Genomic DNA, 24,115 nt, shown 5'->3' on the forward strand with positions numbered 1-24,115 from the left:
ATGAACGCTGCCGTCACCAAGATGCCGACCCAACTGGGTGCCATTCATTTCGTTGGTATCGGCGGCATTGGCATGTCGGGTATTGCCGAGGTGCTGTTGAACCACGGCTATGACGTGCAGGGTTCGGACCTCAAGTCCACGCCGATCACCGACCGACTGCAATCGCTCGGCGCGCGGATTTTCACCGGGCAAGCGCCGGAAAACCTCGGCGAGGCGCAGGTCGTCGTGATCTCCTCGGCGATCAAGCCCGGCAACCCCGAATATGACGAGGCCCGCGCGCGCGGTCTTCCCGTCGTCCGCCGCGCCGAGATGCTGGCCGAGCTGATGCGCCTGCGCTCCAACATCGCCGTCGGCGGCACCCACGGCAAGACGACGACCACCACCATGGTCGCCACGCTGCTCGATCACGGCGGCGTCGATCCGACGGTGATCAACGGCGGCATCATCCACGCCTACGGCTCCAACGCGCGGGTCGGTCAGAGCGACTGGATGGTGGTGGAGGCCGACGAGAGCGACGGTACGTTCAACCGCTTGCCCGCCACGATTGCCATAGTCACCAACATCGACCCCGAGCACATGGAGCACTGGGGCTCGATCGAGAACCTGCGTCAGGGCTTTCTCGATTTCGTCTCCAACATTCCCTTCTACGGCCTCGCCGTCTGTTGCACCGACCACCCCGAGGTGCAGACCCTCGTGGGCAAGATCACCGACCGCCGCGTCGTGACCTTCGGCTTCAACGCGCAGGCGGACGTGCGCGCGGTGGACCTGCATTACGAGAAGGGCATCGCCTGTTTCGACATTGCCCTGCAGGCCGAGGATATCGTGATCGAAGGCTGCAAGCTGCCGATGCCCGGCGATCACAATGTCTCCAACGCGCTGGCCGCCGTGGCCGTGGCGCGTCATCTCGGCATGAAGGCCGACGAGATCCGTGAAGCGCTCGACGGCTTCAAGGGCGTGAACCGCCGCTTTACCCGCGTGGGCGAGGTCGGCGGCATCACCGTGATCGACGATTACGGCCACCACCCGGTGGAAATCGCCGCGGTACTCAAGGCCGCGCGGCAGTCCTCGGAAGGCCGCGTCATCGCCGTGCACCAGCCGCACCGTTACTCGCGCCTGCATTCGTTGTTCGAGGATTTCTGCGGCTGCTTCTCCGAGGCCGATGTCGTGGGCATCGCCGAGGTCTATGCCGCCGGGGAAGAGCCGATCGAGGGTGCCTCGCGCGATGATCTCGTCGATGGCATGATCCGCCACGGCCACCGCCACGCCCGCGCGCTTCTGGACGAGGATGATCTCGAACGTCTGGTCCGCGAACAAGCCCGCCCCGGCGACATGGTCGTCTGCCTCGGAGCCGGGACGATCTCGGCTTGGGCCAATGGCCTGCCAGAGCGTCTTGCGGATCTCGATGATGCGGCGGCTGCCGGATGAGCCGCGCCGTCGCCATAGATCGGACGGCCCAATGAGCGTGCTGGCCATCGCTTTGGCCATCATCATCGTTCCCGGTCTGCTGACCCTCTATCTGGTGCCCCGCCACGGCTTGACGCCGGGGGTGGTGATCCTGCTCACCATGGCCGTCTGGCTTGCCGCCACCCTCGTGGGCGCGCGCAGCCCGGCCGATGTGCCGATCCAGCCCGAGATCTTCGGCGGCGAGACCATCGGCTATTCCCAACGTCTGGCAATCGGCGAAAGCATCTGGGCGCTCGTCGTGCTCGGCCCCGCGACCCTCTGGGCCGGACTGGCTCTCCTCATCGGACGCAGCCTCCGTCCGCGCAACAGGGCAGGGGAGGAAGACGCATGAGCCGCGAAATACCCCTCGCTACCTTGCTTGACGCCGTCGCTCTGGCCTTCGCCGCGGCGCGGACTTTTGGCAAACACGCCGGCCTGACGGTCGTCGGCGCGATGCTGGCGCTGAACCGCGTCGGCTTATCGGCTCACATCCCGATGATGGCCCCCGGAGCCCCCGACGCAACTGCGACACCCGACACGATGCCCGATGCGTCTGGCGTCACGTTCGGCGCAGCGACCCTTGCCGCCCTGACATCCGCCGCCGCACCTCTCGGCCACCAAGGCGCACGCCGCACACGGGAGGCTGCTGCATGAGCCTCGCCCTGATCCTCGCCTGCCTCTGGGTTCTGGCCTCCGCCATCGTCGCGATGCTGCCCTACCGAATGCAATTTCCCCCCGGCATCGCGTTGTTGATCCTCGCGTTTCCGCTGGTCGGATTCGTCGGATACAGCCACGGCTGGATCTGGGCCGCGATAATCGTATTTGCCGTTTTATCCATGTATCGCAATCCGTTACGCTATATGTGCACGCGTGCACTTCGGAGGGAAACCTGATGCCCCCCTCCCTGATCCTCGCCTGCATCTGGGCGCTGTCGGCCTGTGTCGCCGCCATGGGCCCGCGCCGCATCCAATGGCCCGCCGCTTGGGTCCTGATCGGCACCGGCATCCCTCTGCTCGGGTGGGTGACCTATCAGGCCGGCCCGTTCTGGGGCCTCCTTGTATTCGCGGCCGGGGCTTCGATCCTGCGCTGGCCCCTGAAGCGCGCCGCCCACCACCTCCGCCGCGCCGTGGGCGGGACCGGAGACGGAGACCGCACCGGATGAACCACACGCTGCTTATCGGCTTCTCCGCCATTGCCGGTCTGCTGGCCGGCTACGTGACCGCCCGCAAGGGCAAGCGCTGGATGCTCTGGGGGATCTGGGGCGTCTGCGTCACGGTCTGCATCGGCCTGCTTCCGCTGGTCTACAGCAACGACATGGACCAGACACTCGTCGGCGTGTTCCTCTTGTTCTCGGTGGCGCTTCCGTTTTCATTCTGCGCCGTCGCCGCCGGCCTGATCGGGATCACGGCCCGCGCCCTGCGCAAGGAGGATGAAGCCGAATGACAGACCAACTCCCCACGCCCCGTGGCCGCCTCACCGCCGGCAAGGAGCTCTCGGGCCTCACCTGGCTGCGTGTCGGTGGCCCGGCGGAGTGGCTGTTCCAGCCCGCAGACGCCGAGGACCTCGCGGATTTCCTCGCCGCCCTCGATCCCGCCATGCCGGTCTTCCCCATGGGCGTCGGCTCCAACCTCATCGTGCGCGACGGCGGCATGCGCGGCGTGGTGGTGAAACTGGGCCGGCCGTTCATGGACATCACCGTCGATGGCGATCTCGTCACCGCCGGCGCCGCGGCACTCGATGCCCGCGTGGCGCGAGCGGCAGCGGACGCGGGGATCGACCTCACCTTCCTGCGCACCATTCCGGGCTCGCTCGGCGGCGCGCTGAGGATGAACGCGGGCTGCTACGGCTCCTACGTGGCCGATCATTTCGTCAGCGCCGAGGTGATCCTGCGCGACGGCACTGCCACGACGCTGACCCGCGACGACATCCAATTCGCCTACCGCCAGACCGACATCCCCGAAGGCGCCACGATCCTCTCCGTCACCCTGCGCGGCGGGTCGGGCGACAGCGCCGCACTGCACGCGCGGATGGAGGAACAGCTCGCCAAGCGCGACGCGACGCAGCCTACCAAGGCGCTCACCGCCGGATCGACCTTCCGCAACCCGGCGGGTTTCAGCTCCACCGGGCGGGCCGACGACACCCATGACCTCAAGGCGTGGAAGGTCATCGACGAGGCCGGCATGCGCGGCGCGACCCGCGGCGGCGCGCAAATGAGCGAGATGCATTCCAACTTTCTGGTCAACAAAGGTGGCGCAACTGCCGCAGATCTCGAAGGATTGGGTGAGGAAGTGCGAAAAAGGGTTTTCCAAACCCAAGGCATAGAACTAGTGTGGGAAATCATGCGGGTCGGAGAACCCGTTGATAAATAAGCGCAGCACGCACCAGTAGCGCTAGAAAACAAAGCAAGGCTCCGCCAACGTGCGGGGGAAATCGATCCGGCAGGCAACGTATCAGCCGGACAATGTGAGGACAGTAACGGTGGCAGGGTTGAGCAGCCTTCCATCTCGTGTCGTCGTCTTGATGGGTGGCCCCTCTGCGGAACGCGAGGTGTCGCTGAGCACCGGCAAAGGGTGCGCCGAGGCGTTACGCGAAGAGGGATTTGACGTGATCGAAGTGGACCCGGGCGTGACCCACGCCGGGGCGGAGCTTTGCGCGCAGCTCTCCGAGATCGCTCCCGACGTCGTCTTCAACGCGCTCCACGGTCGGTGGGGTGAGGATGGTTGCGTTCAGGGCCTGCTCGAATGGCTCCGTCTTCCCTACACCCATTCCGGCGTGCTGGCCTCCAGCCTCGCCATGGACAAGACCCGCGCCAAGGTGGCGTTGAAGGCCCATGGTCTGCCGGTTGTCGACAGCGTGATCGCGAAGAAGGAAGACGTCTGCGCGGCCCACGTGATGGCAGCGCCCTACGTGGTGAAGCCCAACAACGAGGGCTCCTCGGTCGGGGTCTACCTTGTGAACGAGGCCGCAAACGGTCCGCCACAGCTCTCCGACGAGATGCCCGACGAGGTGATGGTCGAGACCTTCGCACCGGGTCGTGAATTGACCGTGTCGGTTCTGGGCAACCGTCCCGGTGATCCCGGCGCGCTGACGGTGACCGATATCCTGACCGACGGCTGGTACGATTACGACGCCAAGTACAAGCCCGGCGGCTCGCGCCACGTGGTGCCCGCCGAGATTCCTTCCGAGATCTGGGATGCCTGCATGGAGATGGCCCTGCGCGCCCATACCGCGCTTGGATGCCGAGGCGTCAGCCGCACCGATTTCCGGTGGGACGAGGCGCGCGGCCTCGACGGGCTGATCATCCTCGAAGTCAACACGCAGCCGGGGATGACGCCCACGTCGCTGACGCCGGAGCAGGCGCAGGCGACGGGGATGAGCTTCGGCGCCCTGTGCCGCTGGCTGGTGGAGGATGCGTCATGCGACAGGTAACGGCAGACGGTCCCGAACGGCAGTTGCGCCGCACTTCGGTGCGCACGATCATTCCTCGTCGCAACCTGCCGGGCGCGCCCGCAGCGGCCCATGATCCGGCGCCCTCCAAGCTCAGCTACCGTGTCACGCGGCTGTGGTTGACGCCGATCTTCCGCAAGGCGCTGCACCTCGGCATCCCGCTGTTCGCGCTCTTCGCGGCCGTGGCGTGGTACCTGTCGGACGACGCCCGGATCGCGGGTCTGTTCGAAGCCGCCTACGAGATCCGCCGCGAGATCGAGAACCGCCCCGAGTTCCGCGTCAACGTGCTTGGCATCGACGGCGCCTCAGACGACGTGACCGAAGAGGTCCGCGCGGCGCTGGCGCTGGACCTGCCGATCTCCTCCTTCGATCTGGACCTCGACGAGCTGCGCGGCCGCCTTGAAGCGCTGCCGCCCGTCCGCACCGCCGATCTGCGGATCCAATCCGGCGGCTACCTCTCGGTGCGCATCGACGAACGGGTGCCCGCCGCGCTCTGGCTGACCCACGAGGGGCTGAGCATCATCGACGAGGAAGGCCATTTCGTCGCCGGCTTCGGCAACCGCGAGCTGGAGACGCCGCTGCCGCTTCTGGGCGGGGAGGGGGCCAACCTCGCCGTGACCGAAGCACTCGACCTGATGGCCGCCACCGAGATCCTCGGCGACCGGGTCCATGGCCTTGTGCGCATGGGCGAGCGGCGGTGGGACGTGGTGCTGACGAACGAGACGCGGATCATGCTGCCCGAGGCGGGCGCCCGCGAGGCGCTGGACCGGGTTCTGGCGCTCCATGACATGGGCGAAATCCTGTCGCGCGACGTGACAGCGGTTGATTTACGCAACCCCGGTCGTCTGACCGTGCGGTTGACTGGTGAGGCAATGGACGAGCTCCGGCGTATGCGCACGCTGGCGGCTGAAAGATCCGATGGGGAAACGCGCGGATGACAAATCTCTATCAAACGCAACGGGCCATGCGGGCCAAACGAACCGAAGCCATGCGGCGCGGCGTCATTGCCGTTCTGGACATCGGCACCTTCAAGGTGGCCTGTCTGGTTCTGAAATTCGACGGCACCGAGCCCGAGGACGACGGCATCGGCGCCATGGCGGGGCAGTCCTCGTTCCGGGTCATTGGCGCGGCCACGACGCGCTCGCGCGGGGTGAAGTTCGGCGAGATCGACACGGTGCAGGAGACCGAGCGCGCGATCCGCACGGCGGTGCAGGCGGCCCAGAAGATGGCCAATGCCCGCGTCGATCACGTGATCGTCTCGCTCTCGGGGGCGCGGCCGCGCAGCTACGGGCTGACCGGCGAGGTCGATCTGCAAACCGGCGCGGTGGAGGATCACGACATCGGCCGCGTTCTGGCGATGTGCGACATGCCTGACATCGGCAGCAACCGCGAGGTGCTCCACGCGCAGCCGGTGAATTTCTCCCTCGACAACCGCACCGGCCTCTCGGATCCGCGTGGCCACGTCGGCAACCGGCTCTCGTGCGACATGCACCTGCTGACGGTGGAAAGCCACGCGATCGAGACCCTGCTGCATTGCGTCAAACGCTGCGACCTGGAGCTCGCGGGCGTGGCATCGGCCCCCTACGTGGCGGCCATGTCCTCGCTGGTGGAGGACGAGCAGGAGCTTGGCGCCGCATGCATCGATCTGGGTGCCGGGGCGACGAGCCTTTCGATCTTCATGAAAAAGCACATGATCTTCGCCGATACGGTGCGGATGGGCGGGGCCCATATTACCCGCGACATCAGCCAGGGCCTGCATATCCCCGTCGACATGGCGGAGCGGATCAAGACCAAGTTCGGCGGGCTGATCGCCACCGGCCTCGACGACCGCGAGATCATCGAGCTCGACAGCGACACCGGCGATTGGCACCACGACCGCCGTACGGTCTCGCGCGCCGAGCTGATCGGCGTCATGCGTCCGCGGGTGGAAGAAATCCTCGAAGATGTGCGCGCCCGGCTGGACGCGGCAGGCTTCGAGCATCTGCCGTCACAGCGCATCGTGCTGACGGGAGGTGGCAGCCAGATCCCCGGTCTCGACGGGCTCGCCTCGCGCATTCTGGGCAACCAGGTGCGGCTTGGGCGACCGATGCGTGTCGCGGGGTTGCCGCAGTCGGCCTACGGCTCGGCCTTCTCCGCCTGCGTGGGGCTCGCGCTCTTTGCGGCCAGCCCGCAGGACGAGTGGTGGGACTTCGATCTGCCCGCCGACAGGCTTCCTGCGCGGTCGGTGAGGCGCGCGGTCAAATGGTTCCGCGACAACTGGTGACCCCCGCATATGGGGGATGCACGCTAAATCGCCGAGTTTTTCGTCACAAATGGGCCATATTTCGCGCATAGTGCGTATTTTCTGCGTGACGACGCAGGGGAACGGCGGTACGCTGGCCTCCAATAAACGAGGCATTTTCGGCAATTCCGACCACAAGATCGGGGGCCAGGACAAGAACAGGCGGACAGATCCATGACTCTGAATCTTACCATGACCGACGCTCAACCCGAGCTGAAACCCCGTATCACTGTCTTTGGTGTCGGTGGGGCCGGCGGCAACGCCGTTAACAACATGATCGAACAGCAGCTCGATGGCTGCGAATTCGTGGTCGCGAATACCGACGCGCAGGCGCTGCAGCAATCCACCGCCCACGCGCGCATCCAGATGGGTCAGCGCGTGACCGAAGGCCTCGGCGCAGGTGCACGCCCGCAGGTCGGCGCTTCGGCAGCCGAGGAAAGCATCGAGGAGATCGTCGATCACCTCGCCGGCGCCCACATGGCCTTCATCACCGCAGGCATGGGCGGCGGCACCGGCACCGGCGCGGCCCCGATCATCGCGCAGGCCGCGCGGGAGTTGGGCGTCCTGACCGTCGGCGTCGTGACCAAGCCGTTCCAGTTCGAAGGCACCAAGCGCATGCGCCAGGCCGATGAAGGCATCGAGGCGCTGCAGAAGGTCGTCGACACGCTGATCATCATTCCGAACCAGAACCTGTTCCGCCTCGCCAACGAGAAGACCACCTTCACCGAGGCCTTCGCCATGGCCGACGACGTCCTGTATCAGGGCGTGAAGGGCGTCACCGACCTGATGGTGCGTCCGGGCCTGATCAACCTCGACTTCGCGGACGTGCGCGCCGTGATGAACGAGATGGGCAAGGCGATGATGGGCACCGGCGAGAGCGATGGCGAGAACCGCGCCATGGAAGCCGCCGAGAAGGCGATCGCCAACCCGCTGCTGGACGAGATTAGCCTGCGCGGCGCGCGCGGCGTGCTGATCAACGTGACCGGCGGCTACGACCTGACCCTGTTCGAGCTGGACGAAGCGGCCAACCGCATCCGCGAAGAGGTCGACCCCGAGGCGAACATCATCGTGGGCTCCACGCTGGACACCGACATGGAAGGCCAGATGCGCGTCAGCGTCGTGGCCACCGGCATCGACGCCGCCGAGCGTCAGGAAGATGCCCCGATGCCCGCGCGTCAGTTCTACGCCACGGGCTCTGCCGTTGCCGCGTCCAAGCCGGCGCCTGCACCGGAAGCGGCGCCTGCGCCCGAGCCTGTTCAGGCGGAAGAGCCTGCCGAGGACGCAGCGCCCGAGCCGTCGCTTTTCGAAAGCTTTGATGCGGGCGCCGAGTTCAACGCCGAGCCCGAAGTGTCTTCTGAGGATGACGTGCCGGCCCCGGCCTACCAGCCCGCACCGGCTCCTGCCGCGTCCAAACCTGCGCCCGCCCCGCAGCAACGGCCTACGCCGGTTGCAACCGCGGCCGAGGATCAGCAAGGCTACGTCGCGCCGAAACCCGCCGCTGGCGGCTCGCCCACCCCTGAGGCCCTGGCCCGCCTTCGCGCGGCCATCCAGCGCGATGCGCCCCGTGCGCCGCAGGCCGCTCCGGTGGCACAGCAACAGCCGCAGTCCAACGAGCACGGACAGAAGCGCGGCTTCGGCATCAATTCCCTGATCAACCGCATGACAGGCGCCCCGGAAGAAGGCGCGGCTCCGGCCGAGCGTCGGCAGCCGAACATGGGCGCCTCGGCCCCGACGCCGATGCCGCAGCACCACGCGGCAGACGACGGTGTCGTCGATCCCGACCAGGAGCGGATCGAAATTCCCGCCTTCCTGCGCCGTCAGGCAAACTGATCAAGGTCACGTTGTGACAGAAAAGACCGGCCCCGCGCCGGTCTTTTTTCGTTTCAGCGGAGGGGGTTACACGGTTCTCCACAGGGCGTCGGCAGATTTTCGCCCACGTCTGGAGGCTTTGTTGCAGGTGGTCATAAAGGTTGAGTTGCTCCGCACCCCGGCCCCCGTTACTTCCCTATGCAGCGAAACTTTACGTTAACCTTTGTAGCGTAAGGGCCGCGTTCTGGCAGAGCGTCCAATCCAAGGGTGCCGCAGAGAAAAAACGGGACAGAAAAGCAGGCGAACTGATGCAGGCAACACTCCGAAAGAAAGCGACGTTCAGTGGCATTGGTTTGCACACCGGCCGTCTGACCCGCGTCAGCATCCTGCCGCAGGCCGCGAACGTGGGCATCTGGTTCCGCCGCACCGACCTCGACGATGCCGCGATGATCCCCGCCCGCTATGACCTCGTCCCGCAAAGCCGCCTCTGCACCAAGCTGGTCGCCGAGGATGGCACGGAAATCTCCACCGTCGAACACATCATGGCCGCGCTGATCGGCTCTGGCATCCACAACGCGCTGATCGAGGTTGATGGCCCCGAGCTGCCGATCCTCGACGGTTCTGCCGCGCCTTTCGTGCGCGCGATCCTCGATGCCGGTATCCAGCGCCAGTCCGCGCCGATCCACGCGCTCGAAATCCTCAAGCCGGTCCGCGCGCAGGACGGGGAGGCATGGGCCGAGCTTTCGCCCTCCGCCGGCCTCGAGATGGATTACACGATCGATTTCGCCGACAAGGCGATCGGCTATCAGCGGCGGATCGCCAATCTCGCGAACGGCCGTTTCGTGCGCGATTTGTGTGACAGCCGCACCTTCTGCCGCCGCGCCGACGTCGAGATGATGCACGAGGCCGGTCTCGCGCTTGGCGGCACCTATGACAACGCCGTCGTCGTCGACGGTGAGACGGTGCTCAGCCCCGGTGGCTTCCGCCACGCGGATGAGGCCGTGCGCCACAAGATGCTGGATGCATTGGGTGATTTGGCCCTCGCCGGCGCGCCGATCCTCGGCTGCTACACCGGTTTCCGGGCCGGTCACATGGTCACAAACCAGCTTCTGCGCAAACTTTTCGCCACCGAAGGCGCGGTGCGTCTGGTGGAATGCAGCCTCGATCAGGCGGCTTCTCTTCCGGGTGTCGGCGTGAAGACGGCAGATCTTGCCTACGTCGCCTGACGTGGCCCCATGATCACGTTCCCGCATCGGATCATCTTCAAGTCGGTTGAGGGATTTTGCCCGCAAAAGGAATGTGCTAGAGCAGTGCCGAAGAGGTCCGGGATGGGGCCTGACGCTCTGGGTTTGAGGCTAATCGCATGACAACCAACCGCTTTCGACTTTCCGGTGCTGCCCTCGGGCTTACGCTTGTATTGGCGGGCTGCGGCGGCGGTGGTCTGGGGGGCGGAAACGGCTTCCTCGGTACCGGGTTGTTCAGTGGCGGCGGCGGCGGCTTCTTCGCCGGACGCAACGCGAACCTGCCGCTGGAAGAACTCGACGCAGAGACGATCTACCAGCAAGCGGAATTCCAGCTTGAGAACGGGCGCGCCGACAACGCGGCGGAACTGTTCATCGAGGTCGAGCGCCTGCACCCCTATTCGACATGGGCCGAGCGCGCGCTGATCATGGCGGCCTTCGCCTATCACGAGGATGGCGATTACGAGGCGGCCCGCGTCGCCGCGCAGCGCTACCTTGATTTCTATCCGGGCAACGAAGATGCGGCCTACGCGCAGTATCTTCTCGCGCTCTCCTACTACGACCAGATCGACCAGGTCGGCCGCGATCAGGGTGTGACCTATCAGGCCCTGCAGGCCCTGCGCACGGTGATCGAGCGCTATCCCGACAGTGAATACACGCAGGATGCGATCCTGCGCTTCGACCTCGCCTACGACCATCTGGCGGGCAAGGAGATGGAGGTCGGCCGCTACTACCTGCGCCGCGAGCATTATACCTCGGCGATCAACCGCTTCCGCGTGGTGGTCGAGGAGTTCCAGACCACGACCCACACCCCCGAGGCGCTGCTGCGATTGGTGGAGGCCTACCTCGCCCTCGGTCTGACCGACGAGGCGCAGACTGCGGGCGCGATCCTCGGCTACAACTTCCAGTCCTCGCCTTTCTATGACGACGCCTACCGGCAGCTAACCGGGCAGGGCCTGTCTCTGGAAGCCGCCGGAGAGAACTGGCTGCGTGAGGTCTGGCAGCAGACGGTCCGGGGTGATTGGCTGTAAGCCATCGGCGGGCTGCAATCTGCGGCGCCTGCGGACTGTAGCCCCTTGACCGCTTCCTCTGCTTGAGCAACACACAATCTATGCTGCGTCACCTCGATATCCGCGACATGTTGATTATCGACCGGTTGGAACTCGCGTTTCAGCCCGGTCTCAACGTGCTGACCGGAGAGACGGGGGCGGGCAAGTCGATCCTGCTTGATAGCCTCGGGTTCGTGCTCGGCTGGCGCGGGCGTGCCGATCTGGTTCGGGCCGGTGCGGCTCAGGGCGAGGTGGTGGCGGAGTTCGATCTGCCGGCGGGGCATCCCGCTTTCGCCGTGCTGGAAGATGCCGGGTTGCCGGCGTCCGACGAGTTGATCCTGCGCCGCATCAATACGCCCGAGGGCCGCAAGACCGCCTGGGTCAATGACCGGCGGGTGAGCGGAGAGGTGTTGCGGGCGCTGTCGGACGTGCTGGTGGAATTGCACGGCCAGCAGGACGACAAGGGGCTGCTCGATCCGAAGAACCATCGCGCGATGCTGGACGAATACGGCGACCTCCTCGGGCAGCGCGGCAAGGTCGCGGCGGCATGGCGCGCGAAGTCTGCGGCGGCGAAAGCCCTGGCCGCGGCGGAGAAGCGGTTGGCCGAGATGCGCGACGAGGAAGAGTTCCTGCGCCATTCGGTGGCCGAGCTGGACAAGCTGGCGCCGGAAGCGGGGGAGGAGGCCGAGCTGGACGCAAAGCGCCGCCTCATGCAGGCCGCCGAGAAAATGCGCGCGGACGTGGCGCAGGCGATCTCGGCGCTTGGGCTGAACGGCGCGGAGGGCGCGCTGAGCGATGCGGGCCGGTGGCTCGACGGTGTCGTGGAACACGCGGAAGGAAGGCTCGAGATGCCGATGGCGGCACTGGAGCGGGCGCTGGTGGAATTGGGCGAGGCTCAGGCCGGGGTCGCCAGCTTTGCCGAACGGTTGGAATTTGACCCCGCCGAGCTGGAAATGACCGAGGAGAGGCTCTTTGCCCTGCGCGGTCTGGCCCGGAAGCACAACGTTCTGGCGGACGATCTGGCCGGACTGGCGGAAACGCTGAGCACACGATTGGCGGCATTGGATGGCGGCGAGGCGGAGCTGAAGCAGTTGCAGGCCGCCCGCGACCGGGAGGACGAAGCCTATGCCGAGGCGGCGGCAGAATTGACCGCTGCGCGGGAGAAGGCGGCGCGCGCGCTCGACCGCGCCATGGGGGCAGAACTCGCACCCCTGAAGATGGACCGCGCCGTTTTCGAGACCCGCCGCACCGAGGCCCCGGCAGGCCCCGACGGCGTCGACGCGATCACCTTCACCGTGGCGACCAACCCCGGCGCGCCCTCGGGGCCGTTGAACCGGATCGCCTCGGGCGGGGAGCTCTCACGCTTTCTTCTGGCCTTGAAGGTCTGCCTGACCTCGGATCAGGCCGGGCTGACGATGATCTTCGACGAGATCGACCGCGGCGTTGGCGGTGCCACGGCGGACGCGGTGGGCCGACGCCTTGCCGATCTGGCGTCCGGCGGGCAGGTGCTTGTCGTGACCCATTCGCCGCAGGTCGCCGCCTTGGGCGCGCACCACTGGCGCGTTGCCAAGTCGGTGGAAGAGGGCATCACCTACAGCCGCGTTCTCCCCTTGTCGCAGGACGAGCGCGTGGACGAAGTGGCGCGCATGGTGGCGGGTGACACGATCACCGACGCCGCGAAGGACGCGGCGCGCGCCTTGCTGAAAGGCTGAGCCGCGCCGCCCGTGGCATCGGCCCCACAGGGAAACACTGAATTGCAAGGTGTCAGGCTTTTCAAAGCTTTGGGCAACGTCTACCGTTGAGCCTGACTACAGGGAACACGGTCGCGCGGCGGCGTTCCTTGCCCGCAGAACTTCTTTGACCGCGCCAGAAAGCGAGCCGTTTCCGTGGCTACTGACCCGCGCGGTTTTATCCAAGAGCAAGCCCAGAAATCGGCCACCGCGCTGCGTGGAATCTGGTCGCTGCTGTTGGAAAAGGGTCCGAGCCAGTTCCAATTCTGGCTGATCGCGCTTTTCATCGGCGTGGCGGCGGGCTTCGCGGCTCTCTTTTTCCGCAAGGGCATCAGTTGGTTGCAGGAAACGCTCTACGGCGTGGATGACGTGCGTCTGCTGCATTCCTTCGCACAGGGCTTGCCGTGGTGGATGATACTGGTGATCCCGGTCGTGGGCGGGCTCTGCACGGGCCTCATCTTGTACAAGTTCACGCCGGATGGCCGGGTCCGCTCGGTCGCCGACGTGATCGAGGGCGCGGCGCTGAACGAGGGACGGGTCGAAGGCCGCGCGGGCGTCGCCTCGGCGCTGGCGTCGCTCATCACCCTCGGGTCGGGCGGCTCGACGGGGCGGGAAGGGCCGGTTGTGCACCTGGCCGCCGTGATCTCGTCGAAGATATCGCGGTGGATCAATGCCGACGGGATCACCGGGCGTGACCTGTTGGGCTGCGCCGTGGCCGCCGCGGTCTCGGCCAGTTTCAACGCGCCCATTGCGGGGGCGATCTTCGCGCTGGAGGTTGTCCTGCGCCACTTCGCGGTCCACGCCTTCGCCCCGATCGTCATCGCGAGCGCGGCGGGCACCGTCATCAACCGGCTCGAGTTCGGCGATGTCACCGAGTTCGTCTTGGGCTCTGAAGGGGTCCTGCGCTTCTACGTCGAGCTGCCCGCGTTTCTGATCCTCGGCATCCTTTGTGGCTTCGTCGCGGTCCTGTTCATGCGCGGCACGTTCCTCGCGGAAGATCTGGGCACCGCGCTGCAGCAGCGCAGCAAGCTGCCGCGTTACCTGCGTCCGGCCATTGCCGGCCTCGCGCTTGGCTGCATCGCGATCTGGTTTCCGCATATCATCGGGGTTGGATACGAGACGACCTCGGCCGCCCTGACAGGCCAGTTGCTGCTCTATGAGGCGATCGTCTTCGCGATCCTCAAAGCTGTCGCCACCGCGATCACCGTGGGCGGGCGCATGGGGGGCGGGGTGTTCTCTCCGTCGCTGATGATCGGGGCGATCACCGGGCTCGCTTTCGGCTACGTGGCGACGGGGATCTTTCCCGACGTCTCCGGCTCCGAGACACTCTACGCGCTCGCCGGCATGGGGGCGGTCGCCGCGGCGGTTCTGGGCGCACCGATCTCGACCACGTTGATCGTGTTTGAGTTGACGGGCGACTGGCAGACCGGCCTTGCGGTGATGGTTGCGATTTCGATGTCGACGGCGGTGGCCTCCAAGATGGTGCACCGGAGCTTCTTCCTGACCCAGTTGGAGCGCCGCAATATCCATCTGGCCGCCGGCCCGCAGGCTTACCTGCTGTCGATGTTCCGGGTCGGGCGCGTGATGCGCCCGATGACCCACGAGGATTCCGCGCCGGAAGAGCGTCTGTTGACGCTGATCGAGCAGGGCATCTTCACCGACACCGGGGCGACGCTCGAACGTGCCTTGCCGATTTTCGAGCGTACCGGGCTCGACTTTCTGCCCGTGGTGCAGCTTTCACCCTCGGGCGGGCCACCGGCGCTGGAGGGAGCGCTGTTCCACGTCGACGCTTTGAAGGCCTACAACAAGGCGCTGGCCGCCACCGCAGCCGAGGAACACAGCTAGGGTGCGTCGGGGAAACAGATTTTTTCTTTGGCGAACGCGCCGGGACGCGGCATGGTCAAGCCTATGTTGACTCGGATTCTCACCGCCGGAGCCGCGCTGTTTCTTGGCGCTCAACTCACCCATGCACAGGGCGCCGCCGACCGGCTGCAAGGCATCTTGTCAAACGTGCCGCAAGCGGTGGTCGAGGGCGTCGAGGCGCCGATCGTCGCGGGCTATGGCAACGGTGACGCGATACGCTGGATTGCCGTGCGCGGCGCGCAGGCCGGACGCAATCCCAACACGCCCAATCGCTTTGCGGCCCTCCGCTCCGCCGCGCCGATGCAACGTGCGATCATCGAGGGGACACCGGATGCGGAGATCCGTGCCTCGGTCGGCCTGACCGCGCTTGATTGGATCGAGACATGGGAGGTGGCGGTCGGCCCGGTGCGCGTGGGCGCGATGGACATCATCCCCGACAGCGAGATGCGCCTGCGCGGCGCGTTCTTTTCCAGCGGCTTCACCGAGGAAGACCGCGCCGGGACCCCGATCTTCTGGTTGGGCGAGGCAGATTACCAGCCCGACCCCGCGCGGATCGACGAAGCTAACCCCTTTGGCGGCGACATGGGGCTGCCGGTGCGCATGGCGTTTTTGGGCGACCGGGCGATCTGGGCGACCGGATGGCCTGCACTTGAGGCCATCGGCGTGCCAGCGGGCGCGACGCTCGCCAGTCGCGCCGATGCGCAACGGCTGGTGGGCGGCTTGCGCCGGGTCGGCAACCTTGGCGGCCTCGTCTCTGTCCGGTGTTGGCTGCGCAACGGCGCGGAGGTGCCGATCACGGGCGCCGAGACCAGCCCGGTCGCCGGATTGGCGCTGGCCGATTACGCGCACCGCGAGACGGAAGGCGCGGCCATGGTGCTGGCGCTGGACGAGGGCATCGACGCCGAGGTCATCGCGACCCGGCTGCGCGATGCCTGGCCGATCCTCAGCGATCTGCCGTCTCCGGCGGAGCCTGACATCTCGGCGGGCGGCGGCACGATCACCGTGACCATGCGCAGCGATTGGGGCGACGATGGCGCTGCCACCAACGCCGCCTACGAGGTCTTCATGAGCGTTCTGGACAGTGGCCGTCTCGGCTTCCTGCTGAACCGGTAGCCACGCGGACGCGCGCCCGGCTGGTGCTAGAGCTTTTCCACGGCCACTCGGTCGGTGTGGAACGCGATATGCCCGGCGATCTCGCTGACACCGTTCTTGGGGTTCTCGTAGCTCCACGCCGCATCGCGGGCTTCGCCGTCAGGGCCTACGACGGAATAGTAGGTTGCGGTGCCCTTGTGCGGGCATTCGGTCGTGGTCGCCGACTCCTCAAGGAAGCTCATGCCGATATCTGCGCGGGGGAAGTAGATCACCGGCGCGTAACCGCCTTCGACCAGTTCGAGCGCTGTCGTGCTTTCGCCTACAACGGCCCCGCTGGCGCGCACCACCCAAGTGCCGGATGCGTCGCGGATCGAGATATGATCGGCCATGAAAGTCCCCCTGATTGTCTGATTGAGCGACGTTGTATCCCGCCCGGCAGCAGATGTACAACGCGCGCGGTTTGAGCGGTTCAGATCGGCGCGCAGGCCGCCTCCAACCATGCGGCCGTGGCAGTATAACCGTCAGCCTGTAACAGCGGTGCGACACGGGCCAGAACCTCGGCGTGATAGGCGTTCAGCCATGCCCGCTCGGCGGGGCTGAGCATCTCGGTCACGATCAGGCGGCGGTCGATGGGCACGTAGGTGAGCGTCTCGAAACCCAACATTTCCCGGTGCGGATCGGCGCCGCCGGTGGCCTCGACCACGTGGATCAGGTTCTCGATCCGGATGCCGAAAGCACCTTCGCGGTAGTAGCCGGGCTCGTTCGAGACAATCATCCCCGGCTCCAGCGGCACCTTGCTGCGCCGTGAAAGCCCCTGCGGGCCTTCGTGCACGGAGAGGTAGACGCCGACGCCGTGGCCGGTGCCGTGATCGTAATCGCGCCCCGTAGCCCAGAGCGGGGCGCGGGCCAGCGCGTCGAGGTGCATGCCCGCAACGCCCTTGGGAAACCGCGTGCGATGGATGGCGATCATGCCCTGCAGAACCAGCGTGAAGCACTCTCGCTCTTCCGCGCCGACCTCGCCCACGGGGAGCGTGCGGGTGATGTCGGTGGTGCCGTCCTCGTATTGCCCGCCGCTGTCGATCAGGAACAACTGGCCCGGCTTGACCGGGGCGTTGGTCTGTTCGGTCACGCGGTAGTGGACGATCGCGCCGTTGGAGCCAGCGCCGGCGATCGTGTCGAAGGAGATGTCGCGGAGCGCGCCGGTCTCGGCCCGGAAGGCTTCGAGTTGGCGCGCCACGTCGATCTCGGTCAGCCCGCCCGAGGGCGCGGTCTCGTCGAACCAGTGCAGGAAGCGCGTCAGCGCCACGGCGTCGCGCAGGTGCGCGCGGGTGGAGCCCGCCAACTCTGCCGCCGTCTTGCGCGCCTTGGGCAACAGGCAGGGATCGGAGCCGCGCGCCATCTCGATGCCCGCGCCGTCGAGCGCGGCTTTCACCGCTGCGGGTGCGGAATTCGGATCGACACGGACCGGACCGGTGAGCGCGGCGAGGGCGGGCTTGAACGCCGACCACGGGGCAAGCGTGACGCCCGCGTCGAGGGTCAGGCCGTCGAATTTCTCGGGATCGCTGAACACGCGCGTGGTGCCCTTTGCATCGATGATCGCGAAGGCCTGTACCACGGGCAGATGCGCAAGATCGCCGCCGCGGATGTTGAGAAGCCAGTTGATCGAGTCAGGCAGCGTCAAAACCGCCGCGGCTTCGCCTGCCTGCGTCAAGGTCTCGGCAATCTGGCGGCGCTTCTCGGCGCTCGACGTCCCGGCGAGGCTTTCGGGATAGGGCTGCACCGGCGCGTCGGGGCGGGCAGGGCGGTCCGTCCAGATTGCGTCGACGGCGTTGGCGACGGGTTCAAGCGTGATCCCATGGGCTGACACTGCAGCTTCGACCCGCTCGATCTCGGCCACGGTGTGGAGCCAGGGATCAAAGCCGACCGTGCCGCCCGAGGGCAGAGCCTCGATCAACCAATCCTCCAGCATTTTCTCGGGCCAAGGGACGGGCGTGAACACATCGGCCACCTGCGCCTTGACTTGCACGCGGTAGCGGCCGTCGATGAAGACGCCTGCGACGTCCGGCAGCACGACGGCAAATCCGGCCGAGCCGGTGAAGCCAGTCAACCACGCGAGGCGTGCGTCGGCGGCGGTGACATATTCGCCCTGGTGAGCATCGGCGCGCGGCACGATGAAGCCGTCGAGCCCGGCCTCGGCCAGATGCGCGCGCAGGGCGTCGAGGCGCGGCGGGCCGTCTTCGGGTTTCGTAGCTGCGGTGAAATCCTGAAACATGTCCTGTCCCTTTCTTGCAGACCGCCCCGCGCGCTGACGGGGCGCGCGGGCGGGGTCCCTGCCATCATGCCGGGGGGAAGATTCACGCGATGCCGGAACGCACCGCGCGCGCGTTCAACGTGGCTTAACCGGCGCGTTTCATGCCCATCACGCGGGCGCGCGCCCGTGGGTCAGTGTCGAACAGCGAGGCCAGTTGCTCGGTGATCGCGCCCGCCAACTGCTCGGCGTCGGTGATCGTCACGGCGCGCTCGTAGTAGCGGGTCACGTCGTGGCCGATGCCGATGGCCAGAAGCTCCACCGCGCGCCGCTTCTCGACCATGGCGATGACGTCTCGCAGGTGCTTCTCGAGGTAGTTGGCCGGGTTCACCGAGAGCGTGCTGTCATCGACGGGCGCGCCATCGGAGATCACCATCAGGATCTTGCGCGCCTCGGTCCGGTGCACCATCCGGCGGTGCGCCCATTCCAGCGCCTCGCCGTCGATGTTCTCCTTCAGGAGACCTTCCTTCATCATCAACCCGAGGTTGTCGCGCACCCGACGCCAGGGAGCATCGGCGCTCTTGTAGACGATGTGGCGCAGGTCGTTCAGGCGGCCGGGCTGCTGCGGGCGGCCCTCGGCGAGCCATTCCTCGCGCGCCTTGCCGCCCTTCCACGCGCGGGTGGTGAAGCCCAGGATCTCGACCTTCACGCCGCAGCGCTCCAGCGTGCGGGCCAGCACGTCGGCGCAGATCGCCGCGATGGAGATCGGGCGGCCGCGCATGGAGCCGGAATTGTCGAGCAAGAGCGTCACCACTGTGTCGCGGAACTCGGTGTCGTTCTCGACCTTGAAGGACAGCGGCGTCGTGGGGTTGGCGACCACGCGCGCGAGGCGGCCCGCGTCGAGGATGCCTTCCTCGCGGTCGAACTCCCACGAGCGGTTCTGTTGCGCCTGCAACCGGCGCTGCAGCTTGTTGGCCAGCCGCGATACGGCGCCCTTGAGGGGATCAAGCTGCTGGTCGAGGTAGGCGCGGAGGCGTTCGAGTTCCTGCGCTTCGGCGAGGTCCTCGGCGGCAATTTCCTCGTCGTTCTCGGTGGAGAAGACCTTGTAGTCCGGGTCGGCGTCGGAATGGGGCGCGGGGGGGAGCGGCTCCTGCGGCGCCTCGCCGTCGGGCATCTCCTGCTCCTCGGCCTCGTCCATGTCGCCGTTGTCGTCCATCTCGACCTGGGCTTGGGACTCGTCCTGCTGATCTTCCTGCGACTGCTCGGGGGAGGCTTCAGCCTCCTCCTCGTCGTTGTCGTCCTCGCCGGTGCTGTCGGGCGCGTCGTCTTCCTGTTCCTCGCTGGCATCCTCCTCGGCGTCGTCGTCCATGTCATCGGGGTCGTCGCCCAACTGGTCGCCGTAGCCTAGGTCGTCGATCAGCTGACGCGCGAACTTGGCGAAGGATTTCTGGTCCGAGAGGACGTCCTGCAGGTCCTCCAGCGTGCTGTCGCAGCGATCCTCGATGAAACCGCGCCAGAGGTTCATGACGTTGTCCGCCTCGGCGGGCAGCTCGCGGCCCGTGGCGAGGTGGCGGATCAGGTAGCCTGCCGCCGTGGACAGCGGCGCGTCGGAGGCTTCGCGGATCTCGCCATAGCCCTTGCGGCGCGCGTCATGGCCGATCTTGGCGTCGATGTTGCCCGCCGTCCCCGGCATCTCGCGTGCGCCCATGGCTTCGCAGCGGGCGCCTTCCATCGCGTCCATCAAATCGCGCGCCATGGCGCCTTGCGGCGCGTAACGCGCGGCGGTGCCTTGGTCGTGGTACTTGTGGCGCAGCGCCAGCGCATCGGCGGTGCCGCGGGCAAGCAAGACCTCTTCCCGCGTCATCCGCCGGCTGACCTGCGGCAGCCGCACGCTGTCGGCGCTGAGCCCGGGCGGGTCAACGGTATAGGTCACGGCCAGATCGGGGTCATCCGCCATCACCCGCGTCGCGTCGGCGAGCGCCTTCTTGAACGGGTCGGCGGGGTTGTCGTTGGGATTGAACTTGCTCATCCCTGATAAATGGACCGAGAGGGGAGAGAGGGCAAGGGGAAGCGGCGCTGCTCAGGGAACGGCGGCGAACCATTCCGCGATGACGCCGTTGCATTGCTCGATCGGCGGCTCATCGCTCCAACCGCCGATCGGTGACGGTGCAATCGCGGCAGCGCCCGATTGGTCCCAGGTCTGGGTCACGGCGCCGGTCTCGGAATCGGTCCGCTCCGCCTGCACGCGCCAAGCGCCGGTGACGAAGTCCACATCGCAGGAGAGGGCGCCGCCGGCGGGACGGTCGAGCATGCTGAAGGCGGAGGCGATTATGCTCAGCTCGCCGTCATGCTCACGGATGCTGAGGGACTCGGTCCAAGGCGTGCGGCCCACGGCGAATTGCTCTGAATGGAGCAACAGCGTGCCGTCCGCAGCCGCCTCGAGCGAGGGGCGTTGGCCATCGAACGGACCGCTGAAGACGACGCCCCTCGCGGCGATCACGGAACGGCGGTCGGTCGAGGGGTCTTGGGCGAAGACCAGAAGATCTGCAGTGGCGTCGGTGCCCTCAGATTGCAGCAAGACGACTGTCTCACAGCCGAGCCCCTCGGGCTGAAGATCCAGACAGAGAAAATCGATCACGCGGGCCAGAACGGCTGTTTCAGCCTCCGTCGCGGAGGGGGCTTGCGCCGTCGCAGCTGAGGGCAGGGTGACCAATACACAAAGGCAGGCCGCGCAGGTGGTATCGAACATGAGAGGTCTCCGGTCAGGACCGGTGCAACCTCGCGCCGCGGCGCTTCTGTGTCGAGTAAGGGAAACCACAGCGACGCAGGTCTGCGCCCCCCGCGGCCCGCTTGTGCAAGGGTGGCGCTATTGCACGAACCAATCGGGCTCGGCATTGCCGCCGCAGAGGATGACACCGATGCGCTCATCCTTCTCCGGCACATAGGCACCTGAGGTCAGGGCGGCGAGGGCCACGGCGCTGCCGGGCTCTCCGATGAGACGGGTGGCCTCCCACATGCGGTTGGCGGCGTCGTAGACGTCATCGTCCGGCAGGACGACGGCCTCATCCACGAATTCACGGATCAGCGCGAAGCTGTCGACCCCGAGCCGCGGCCCGCCGAGGGACCCCGCCGCCACGCCCCTGGCCGGCACGTCGATCTCCGGCCCCTCGCGCATGGATTTCTCCAAGGTATTCGTGCCCTCCGTCTCGACCGAGACGATCTTCACCCGGTCGCGGAACCAGGCCGAGACGCCGCCAATCAGGCCGCCGCCGCCGGTGGCCACGAAGACGGTGTCGAGCTCTCCCATCTGGGCTTCCAGCTCGCGCGCCAAGGTGCCCTGGCCCGTCAGCGTGGGGATGGTGTCGTAAGGGTGGACGGAAAGCGCGCCGGAGCTCTCGGCATAGGCGGCGTATTCTTCCATGCAGGCCCCGACCGATCCCTCTGTCAGCACGACCTCGCCCCCGAACCCGCGCATGCGGCGCAGTTTCTCTTCCTTGGCGATGGTGGCAGGCACGAAGATGCGGCTCTTGTGGCCAAGCGTCGTCGCGGCATAGGCCACCGCAGCGCCGTGGTTGCCGCCCGAGGCCGCGACGATGCCCGCGTCTGGCACGTCGCGCGTCAGCATGTTGAAGAACGCGCCGCGCAGCTTGAACGAGCCGGTGATCTGGGTGTGTTCCAGCTTGAACGTCACCGGGGTGCGCAGGTTCAAGGCATTGGCCTCCACCGTGAGGATCGGTGTCTGGCGAATGTAGGGGGCGATCAACGGGGCGGCGGCCGTAATGGCATCGGGCAGGGGCTGTGTCATGGGCGCGAAAGTGGACCGGTTTGACCGGATGGTCAACGTGGCGCGCACAGGCTTTTTCAAAAGCCTGTGGCAGAGCCTTGCATGGCTCTGGAGAACGCCCTTGCAAGGGCGTTGGGCAGGAATTTGCAAATTCCTGCGGGCGCGCCGTTGACGTCTACAGGCCGTCGCAGGGATCGGGGGTGCTGGCGGGCGCCGGGCGGCCCTCGATGCGCCGCGCGATCCGTTGGCTGCGGCGGATCAGGCCAAGCGTATTGCCGGGCAGACCCGCGGCCTCCAGCACAGCGCCTTCCACCGCGCCGCGCACCTCTCCGCGCACCCGGTTCTCGGCGTAGTGCGAGGCGCGACAGGCGGCCTCGGCTTCGGATTGCGGAATCGTGGGAAGCGAAGGCACGCCGGGAAGGTCGCTCAGCTGAACCCCCGGGGCGATCTCGGGGTCCAGTTGCGCGTTGATGTCCGGAGGGCGGAGGTCCGCGATGATCTCTCCTCGCGTCGCGCAGTCAAGCCGGGTGCCTTCAGGGGCAGGGCCGAGGACCACGCACCGCTCGCCGCCAGCAAGCGTGACGGTCTCGCCCGCGTCATAGCTCGGCTGACAGGCGGCTACCGCGAGCAGGGCGAGCGGGAGCAGGGTGAGGCGGAGGGTCATGAATCGAAGTGTGCCGCAGGAGCGCCGGTCCGGTCGAGGGGAAAAGTCGGGGGAGGACGACGGGACAGAGACGCTGCCGGGAAAGGCCGCGCGGTGCTCAGAGTTGCGCCAAGCTGCCGAGACTCAGCAGCCCGAAGGCGAGCAGCGAGGCGATCAGGTATCCGAGGCCACGGTGGCGTCGCAGCAGGAGCCCGATGGAGCCGAGCAGGAGCGGCACGATGAGGCTGCCGAGTTGATAGGCCGTGTAGCCCGGCCAATCCATGTGGCCGATCAGGCCGCGCGAGACGATGATGTAGAGCGAGGGCCCGACCTGCAGGACGGCGAGGAGGGTGACCGTGACGGCCACCCAAGATCCAGTACGCCGCCTGCGCGGGCCGGGGTTTTCCGTGCGCTCGGTCCGTCGGTTCGGATCAGCCAAGGCTCATCGACGCGGCGCTCTCGGGCAGTTCCTCGTCAAAGCAGCGCTGGTAGAATTCCGCCACGGTCTGGCGCTCCAGCTCGTCACACTTGTTGAGGAAGGAGACGCGGAAGGCATAGCCCACGTCACGGAAGATCTCGGCGTTCTGCGCCCAGTTGATCACCGTCCGGGGCGACATTACGGTCGAGAGCTCGCCGTTCATGAAGGCAGTCCTCGTCAGGTCCGCCACGGTTACCATCTGGCTCATCGTCTTGCGACCGGCCTCGGTGTTGTAGTGGGGCTGCTTGGCGAGAACGATGTTCACCTCGGCGTCATGGCTCAGGTAGTTCAGCGTCGCGACGAGCGACCAGCGGTCCATCTGTGCCTGGTTGATCTGCTGCGTGCCGTGGTAGAGGCCCGTGGTGTCGCCGAGGCCCACGGTGTTGGCCGTGGCGAAAAGGCGGAAATTCGGGTTCGGCGTGATGATCTCGTTCTGGTCCATCAGCGTCAGCTTGCCGTCGGTCTCCAGCACGCGCTGGATCACGAACATCACGTCCGCGCGGCCGGCGTCGTATTCGTCGAAGACGATGGCGACAGGGTTGCGCAGCGCCCAAGGCAGGATGCCTTCGTGGAATTCCGTCACCTGCTTGCCGTCACGCAGCTTGATCGCGTCCTTGCCGATCAGGTCGATCCGGCTGATGTGGCTGTCGAGGTTCACCCGCACGGTGGGCCAGTTCAGCCGTGCGCCGACCTGCTCGATGTGGGTCGATTTGCCGGTGCCGTGGTAGCCCTGCACCATCACGCGGCGGTTGTAGCCGTAGCCCGCGAGGATCGCGAGGGTGGTGTCGGGGTCGAACTTGTAGGTCGGGTCGATCTCGGGCACGCGGTCGGTCGGCTCGGCAAAGCCCTTCACCTTCATGTCGGTGTCGATGCCAAACACTTCCCGAACCGAAAACTCCTCGGTGGGTTTTGCATCGATGCTCAAGCTGTTGCCGTCGTCCATGGTGCCCTCAAAGATCTGAAAAATCGCGTCGCGTCGGGATGCAACATATATCGAGGGGCTGCAA

Annotated in this window: 24 protein-coding genes; 16 read left to right on the forward strand and 8 right to left on the reverse strand. The window is 66.7% G+C overall.

All coding sequences use genetic code 11. The features are described from left to right. The 16 genes from murC (at position 1) to KYE46_RS08705 (ending at position 15,976) form a co-directional block, all read left to right on the forward strand. Entirely contained in the window at positions 1-1,425 is a 1,425-nt protein-coding gene (murC, locus tag KYE46_RS08630; RefSeq protein ID WP_219004916.1) for a UDP-N-acetylmuramate--L-alanine ligase, read from the forward strand. Between the two features lie 31 nt (positions 1,426-1,456). Continuing rightward, positions 1,457-1,795, forward strand: coding sequence for a hypothetical protein (locus KYE46_RS08635; RefSeq protein WP_219004917.1), 339 nt, complete (start codon positions 1,457-1,459; stop codon positions 1,793-1,795). Next, a complete protein-coding gene (locus KYE46_RS08640) occupies positions 1,792-2,097 on the forward strand; it encodes a hypothetical protein (protein WP_219004918.1) in 306 nt (101 codons plus the stop codon). The genes KYE46_RS08635 and KYE46_RS08640 overlap by 4 nt, the downstream gene beginning before the upstream one ends. Next, entirely contained in the window at positions 2,094-2,336 is a 243-nt protein-coding gene (locus KYE46_RS08645) for a DUF2484 family protein (protein ID WP_219004919.1), read from the forward strand. The genes KYE46_RS08640 and KYE46_RS08645 overlap by 4 nt, the downstream gene beginning before the upstream one ends. Then, positions 2,336-2,605 (forward strand): DUF2484 family protein, encoded by a 270-nt coding sequence (locus KYE46_RS08650; RefSeq protein ID WP_219004920.1) that lies wholly within the window; start codon positions 2,336-2,338, stop codon positions 2,603-2,605. Before KYE46_RS08645 ends, KYE46_RS08650 begins: the two co-directional genes overlap by 1 nt. Further along, positions 2,602-2,886 carry a hypothetical protein gene (locus KYE46_RS08655; protein ID WP_219004921.1) on the forward strand — a complete coding sequence of 95 codons (285 nt, stop codon included), beginning with the start codon at positions 2,602-2,604 and terminating at the stop codon, positions 2,884-2,886. Before KYE46_RS08650 ends, KYE46_RS08655 begins: the two co-directional genes overlap by 4 nt. Next, entirely contained in the window at positions 2,883-3,812 is a 930-nt protein-coding gene (gene murB, locus KYE46_RS08660) for a UDP-N-acetylmuramate dehydrogenase (protein WP_219004922.1), read from the forward strand. Before KYE46_RS08655 ends, murB begins: the two co-directional genes overlap by 4 nt. A gap of 109 nt (positions 3,813-3,921) precedes the next feature. Then, a complete protein-coding gene (locus KYE46_RS08665; RefSeq protein WP_219004923.1) occupies positions 3,922-4,872 on the forward strand; it encodes a D-alanine--D-alanine ligase in 951 nt (316 codons plus the stop codon). Continuing rightward, positions 4,860-5,828 (forward strand): cell division protein FtsQ/DivIB, encoded by a 969-nt coding sequence (locus tag KYE46_RS08670; protein ID WP_219004924.1) that lies wholly within the window; start codon positions 4,860-4,862, stop codon positions 5,826-5,828. The genes KYE46_RS08665 and KYE46_RS08670 overlap by 13 nt, the downstream gene beginning before the upstream one ends. Next, entirely contained in the window at positions 5,825-7,153 is a 1,329-nt protein-coding gene (ftsA, locus tag KYE46_RS08675; protein ID WP_219004925.1) for a cell division protein FtsA, read from the forward strand. The genes KYE46_RS08670 and ftsA overlap by 4 nt, the downstream gene beginning before the upstream one ends. Positions 7,154-7,345: 192 nt before the next feature. Beyond that, entirely contained in the window at positions 7,346-9,001 is a 1,656-nt protein-coding gene (gene ftsZ, locus KYE46_RS08680; RefSeq protein WP_219004926.1) for a cell division protein FtsZ, read from the forward strand. Between the two features lie 287 nt (positions 9,002-9,288). Next, complete coding sequence (gene lpxC, locus KYE46_RS08685; RefSeq protein ID WP_219004927.1) at positions 9,289-10,206, forward strand: UDP-3-O-acyl-N-acetylglucosamine deacetylase; 918 nt, start codon at positions 9,289-9,291, stop codon at positions 10,204-10,206. A gap of 137 nt (positions 10,207-10,343) precedes the next feature. Next, positions 10,344-11,252 (forward strand): outer membrane protein assembly factor BamD, encoded by a 909-nt coding sequence (locus tag KYE46_RS08690; protein WP_219004928.1) that lies wholly within the window; start codon positions 10,344-10,346, stop codon positions 11,250-11,252. Positions 11,253-11,332: 80 nt separating this feature from the next. Then, positions 11,333-12,982, forward strand: a complete 1,650-nt coding sequence (recN, locus tag KYE46_RS08695) for a DNA repair protein RecN (RefSeq protein ID WP_219004929.1) — start codon at positions 11,333-11,335, stop codon at positions 12,980-12,982. A gap of 231 nt (positions 12,983-13,213) precedes the next feature. Then, entirely contained in the window at positions 13,214-14,845 is a 1,632-nt protein-coding gene (locus tag KYE46_RS08700; RefSeq protein ID WP_219005068.1) for a chloride channel protein, read from the forward strand. A 63-nt stretch (positions 14,846-14,908) separates the two neighbouring features. Beyond that, positions 14,909-15,976, forward strand: coding sequence for a hypothetical protein (locus KYE46_RS08705; protein WP_219004930.1), 1,068 nt, complete (start codon positions 14,909-14,911; stop codon positions 15,974-15,976). Between the two features lie 26 nt (positions 15,977-16,002). On the opposite strand, the gene KYE46_RS08710 is transcribed toward KYE46_RS08705, so the two are convergent. From KYE46_RS08710 to cobS, 8 genes are all read right to left on the reverse strand, one after another. Then, on the reverse strand, positions 16,003-16,344 hold the full coding sequence (locus KYE46_RS08710) for a DUF427 domain-containing protein (RefSeq protein ID WP_219004931.1): 342 nt from the start codon (positions 16,342-16,344) through the stop codon (positions 16,003-16,005). A gap of 80 nt (positions 16,345-16,424) precedes the next feature. Continuing rightward, positions 16,425-18,227 (reverse strand): aminopeptidase P family protein, encoded by a 1,803-nt coding sequence (locus tag KYE46_RS08715; RefSeq protein ID WP_219004932.1) that lies wholly within the window; start codon positions 18,225-18,227, stop codon positions 16,425-16,427. Positions 18,228-18,351: 124 nt separating this feature from the next. Continuing rightward, positions 18,352-20,232 carry a cobaltochelatase subunit CobT gene (gene cobT / locus KYE46_RS08720; protein WP_219004933.1) on the reverse strand — a complete coding sequence of 627 codons (1,881 nt, stop codon included), beginning with the start codon at positions 20,230-20,232 and terminating at the stop codon, positions 18,352-18,354. A 51-nt stretch (positions 20,233-20,283) separates the two neighbouring features. Further along, on the reverse strand, positions 20,284-20,952 hold the full coding sequence (locus KYE46_RS08725; RefSeq protein ID WP_219004934.1) for a hypothetical protein: 669 nt from the start codon (positions 20,950-20,952) through the stop codon (positions 20,284-20,286). Between the two features lie 117 nt (positions 20,953-21,069). Next, positions 21,070-22,008 carry a threonine/serine dehydratase gene (locus KYE46_RS08730; protein ID WP_219004935.1) on the reverse strand — a complete coding sequence of 313 codons (939 nt, stop codon included), beginning with the start codon at positions 22,006-22,008 and terminating at the stop codon, positions 21,070-21,072. 154 nt (positions 22,009-22,162) lie between these two features. Continuing rightward, positions 22,163-22,651, reverse strand: a complete 489-nt coding sequence (locus KYE46_RS08735; protein WP_219004936.1) for a hypothetical protein — start codon at positions 22,649-22,651, stop codon at positions 22,163-22,165. Positions 22,652-22,748: 97 nt separating this feature from the next. Next, positions 22,749-22,997, reverse strand: a complete 249-nt coding sequence (locus KYE46_RS08740; RefSeq protein WP_219004937.1) for a hypothetical protein — start codon at positions 22,995-22,997, stop codon at positions 22,749-22,751. 64 nt (positions 22,998-23,061) lie between these two features. Next, a complete protein-coding gene (gene cobS, locus KYE46_RS08745) occupies positions 23,062-24,051 on the reverse strand; it encodes a cobaltochelatase subunit CobS (protein WP_219004938.1) in 990 nt (329 codons plus the stop codon). Positions 24,052-24,115 lie beyond the last annotated feature (64 nt).

It is taken from the genome of Gymnodinialimonas ceratoperidinii (genome assembly GCF_019297855.1).
GTDB classification, from domain to species: Bacteria; Pseudomonadota; Alphaproteobacteria; order Rhodobacterales; family Rhodobacteraceae; genus Gymnodinialimonas; species Gymnodinialimonas ceratoperidinii.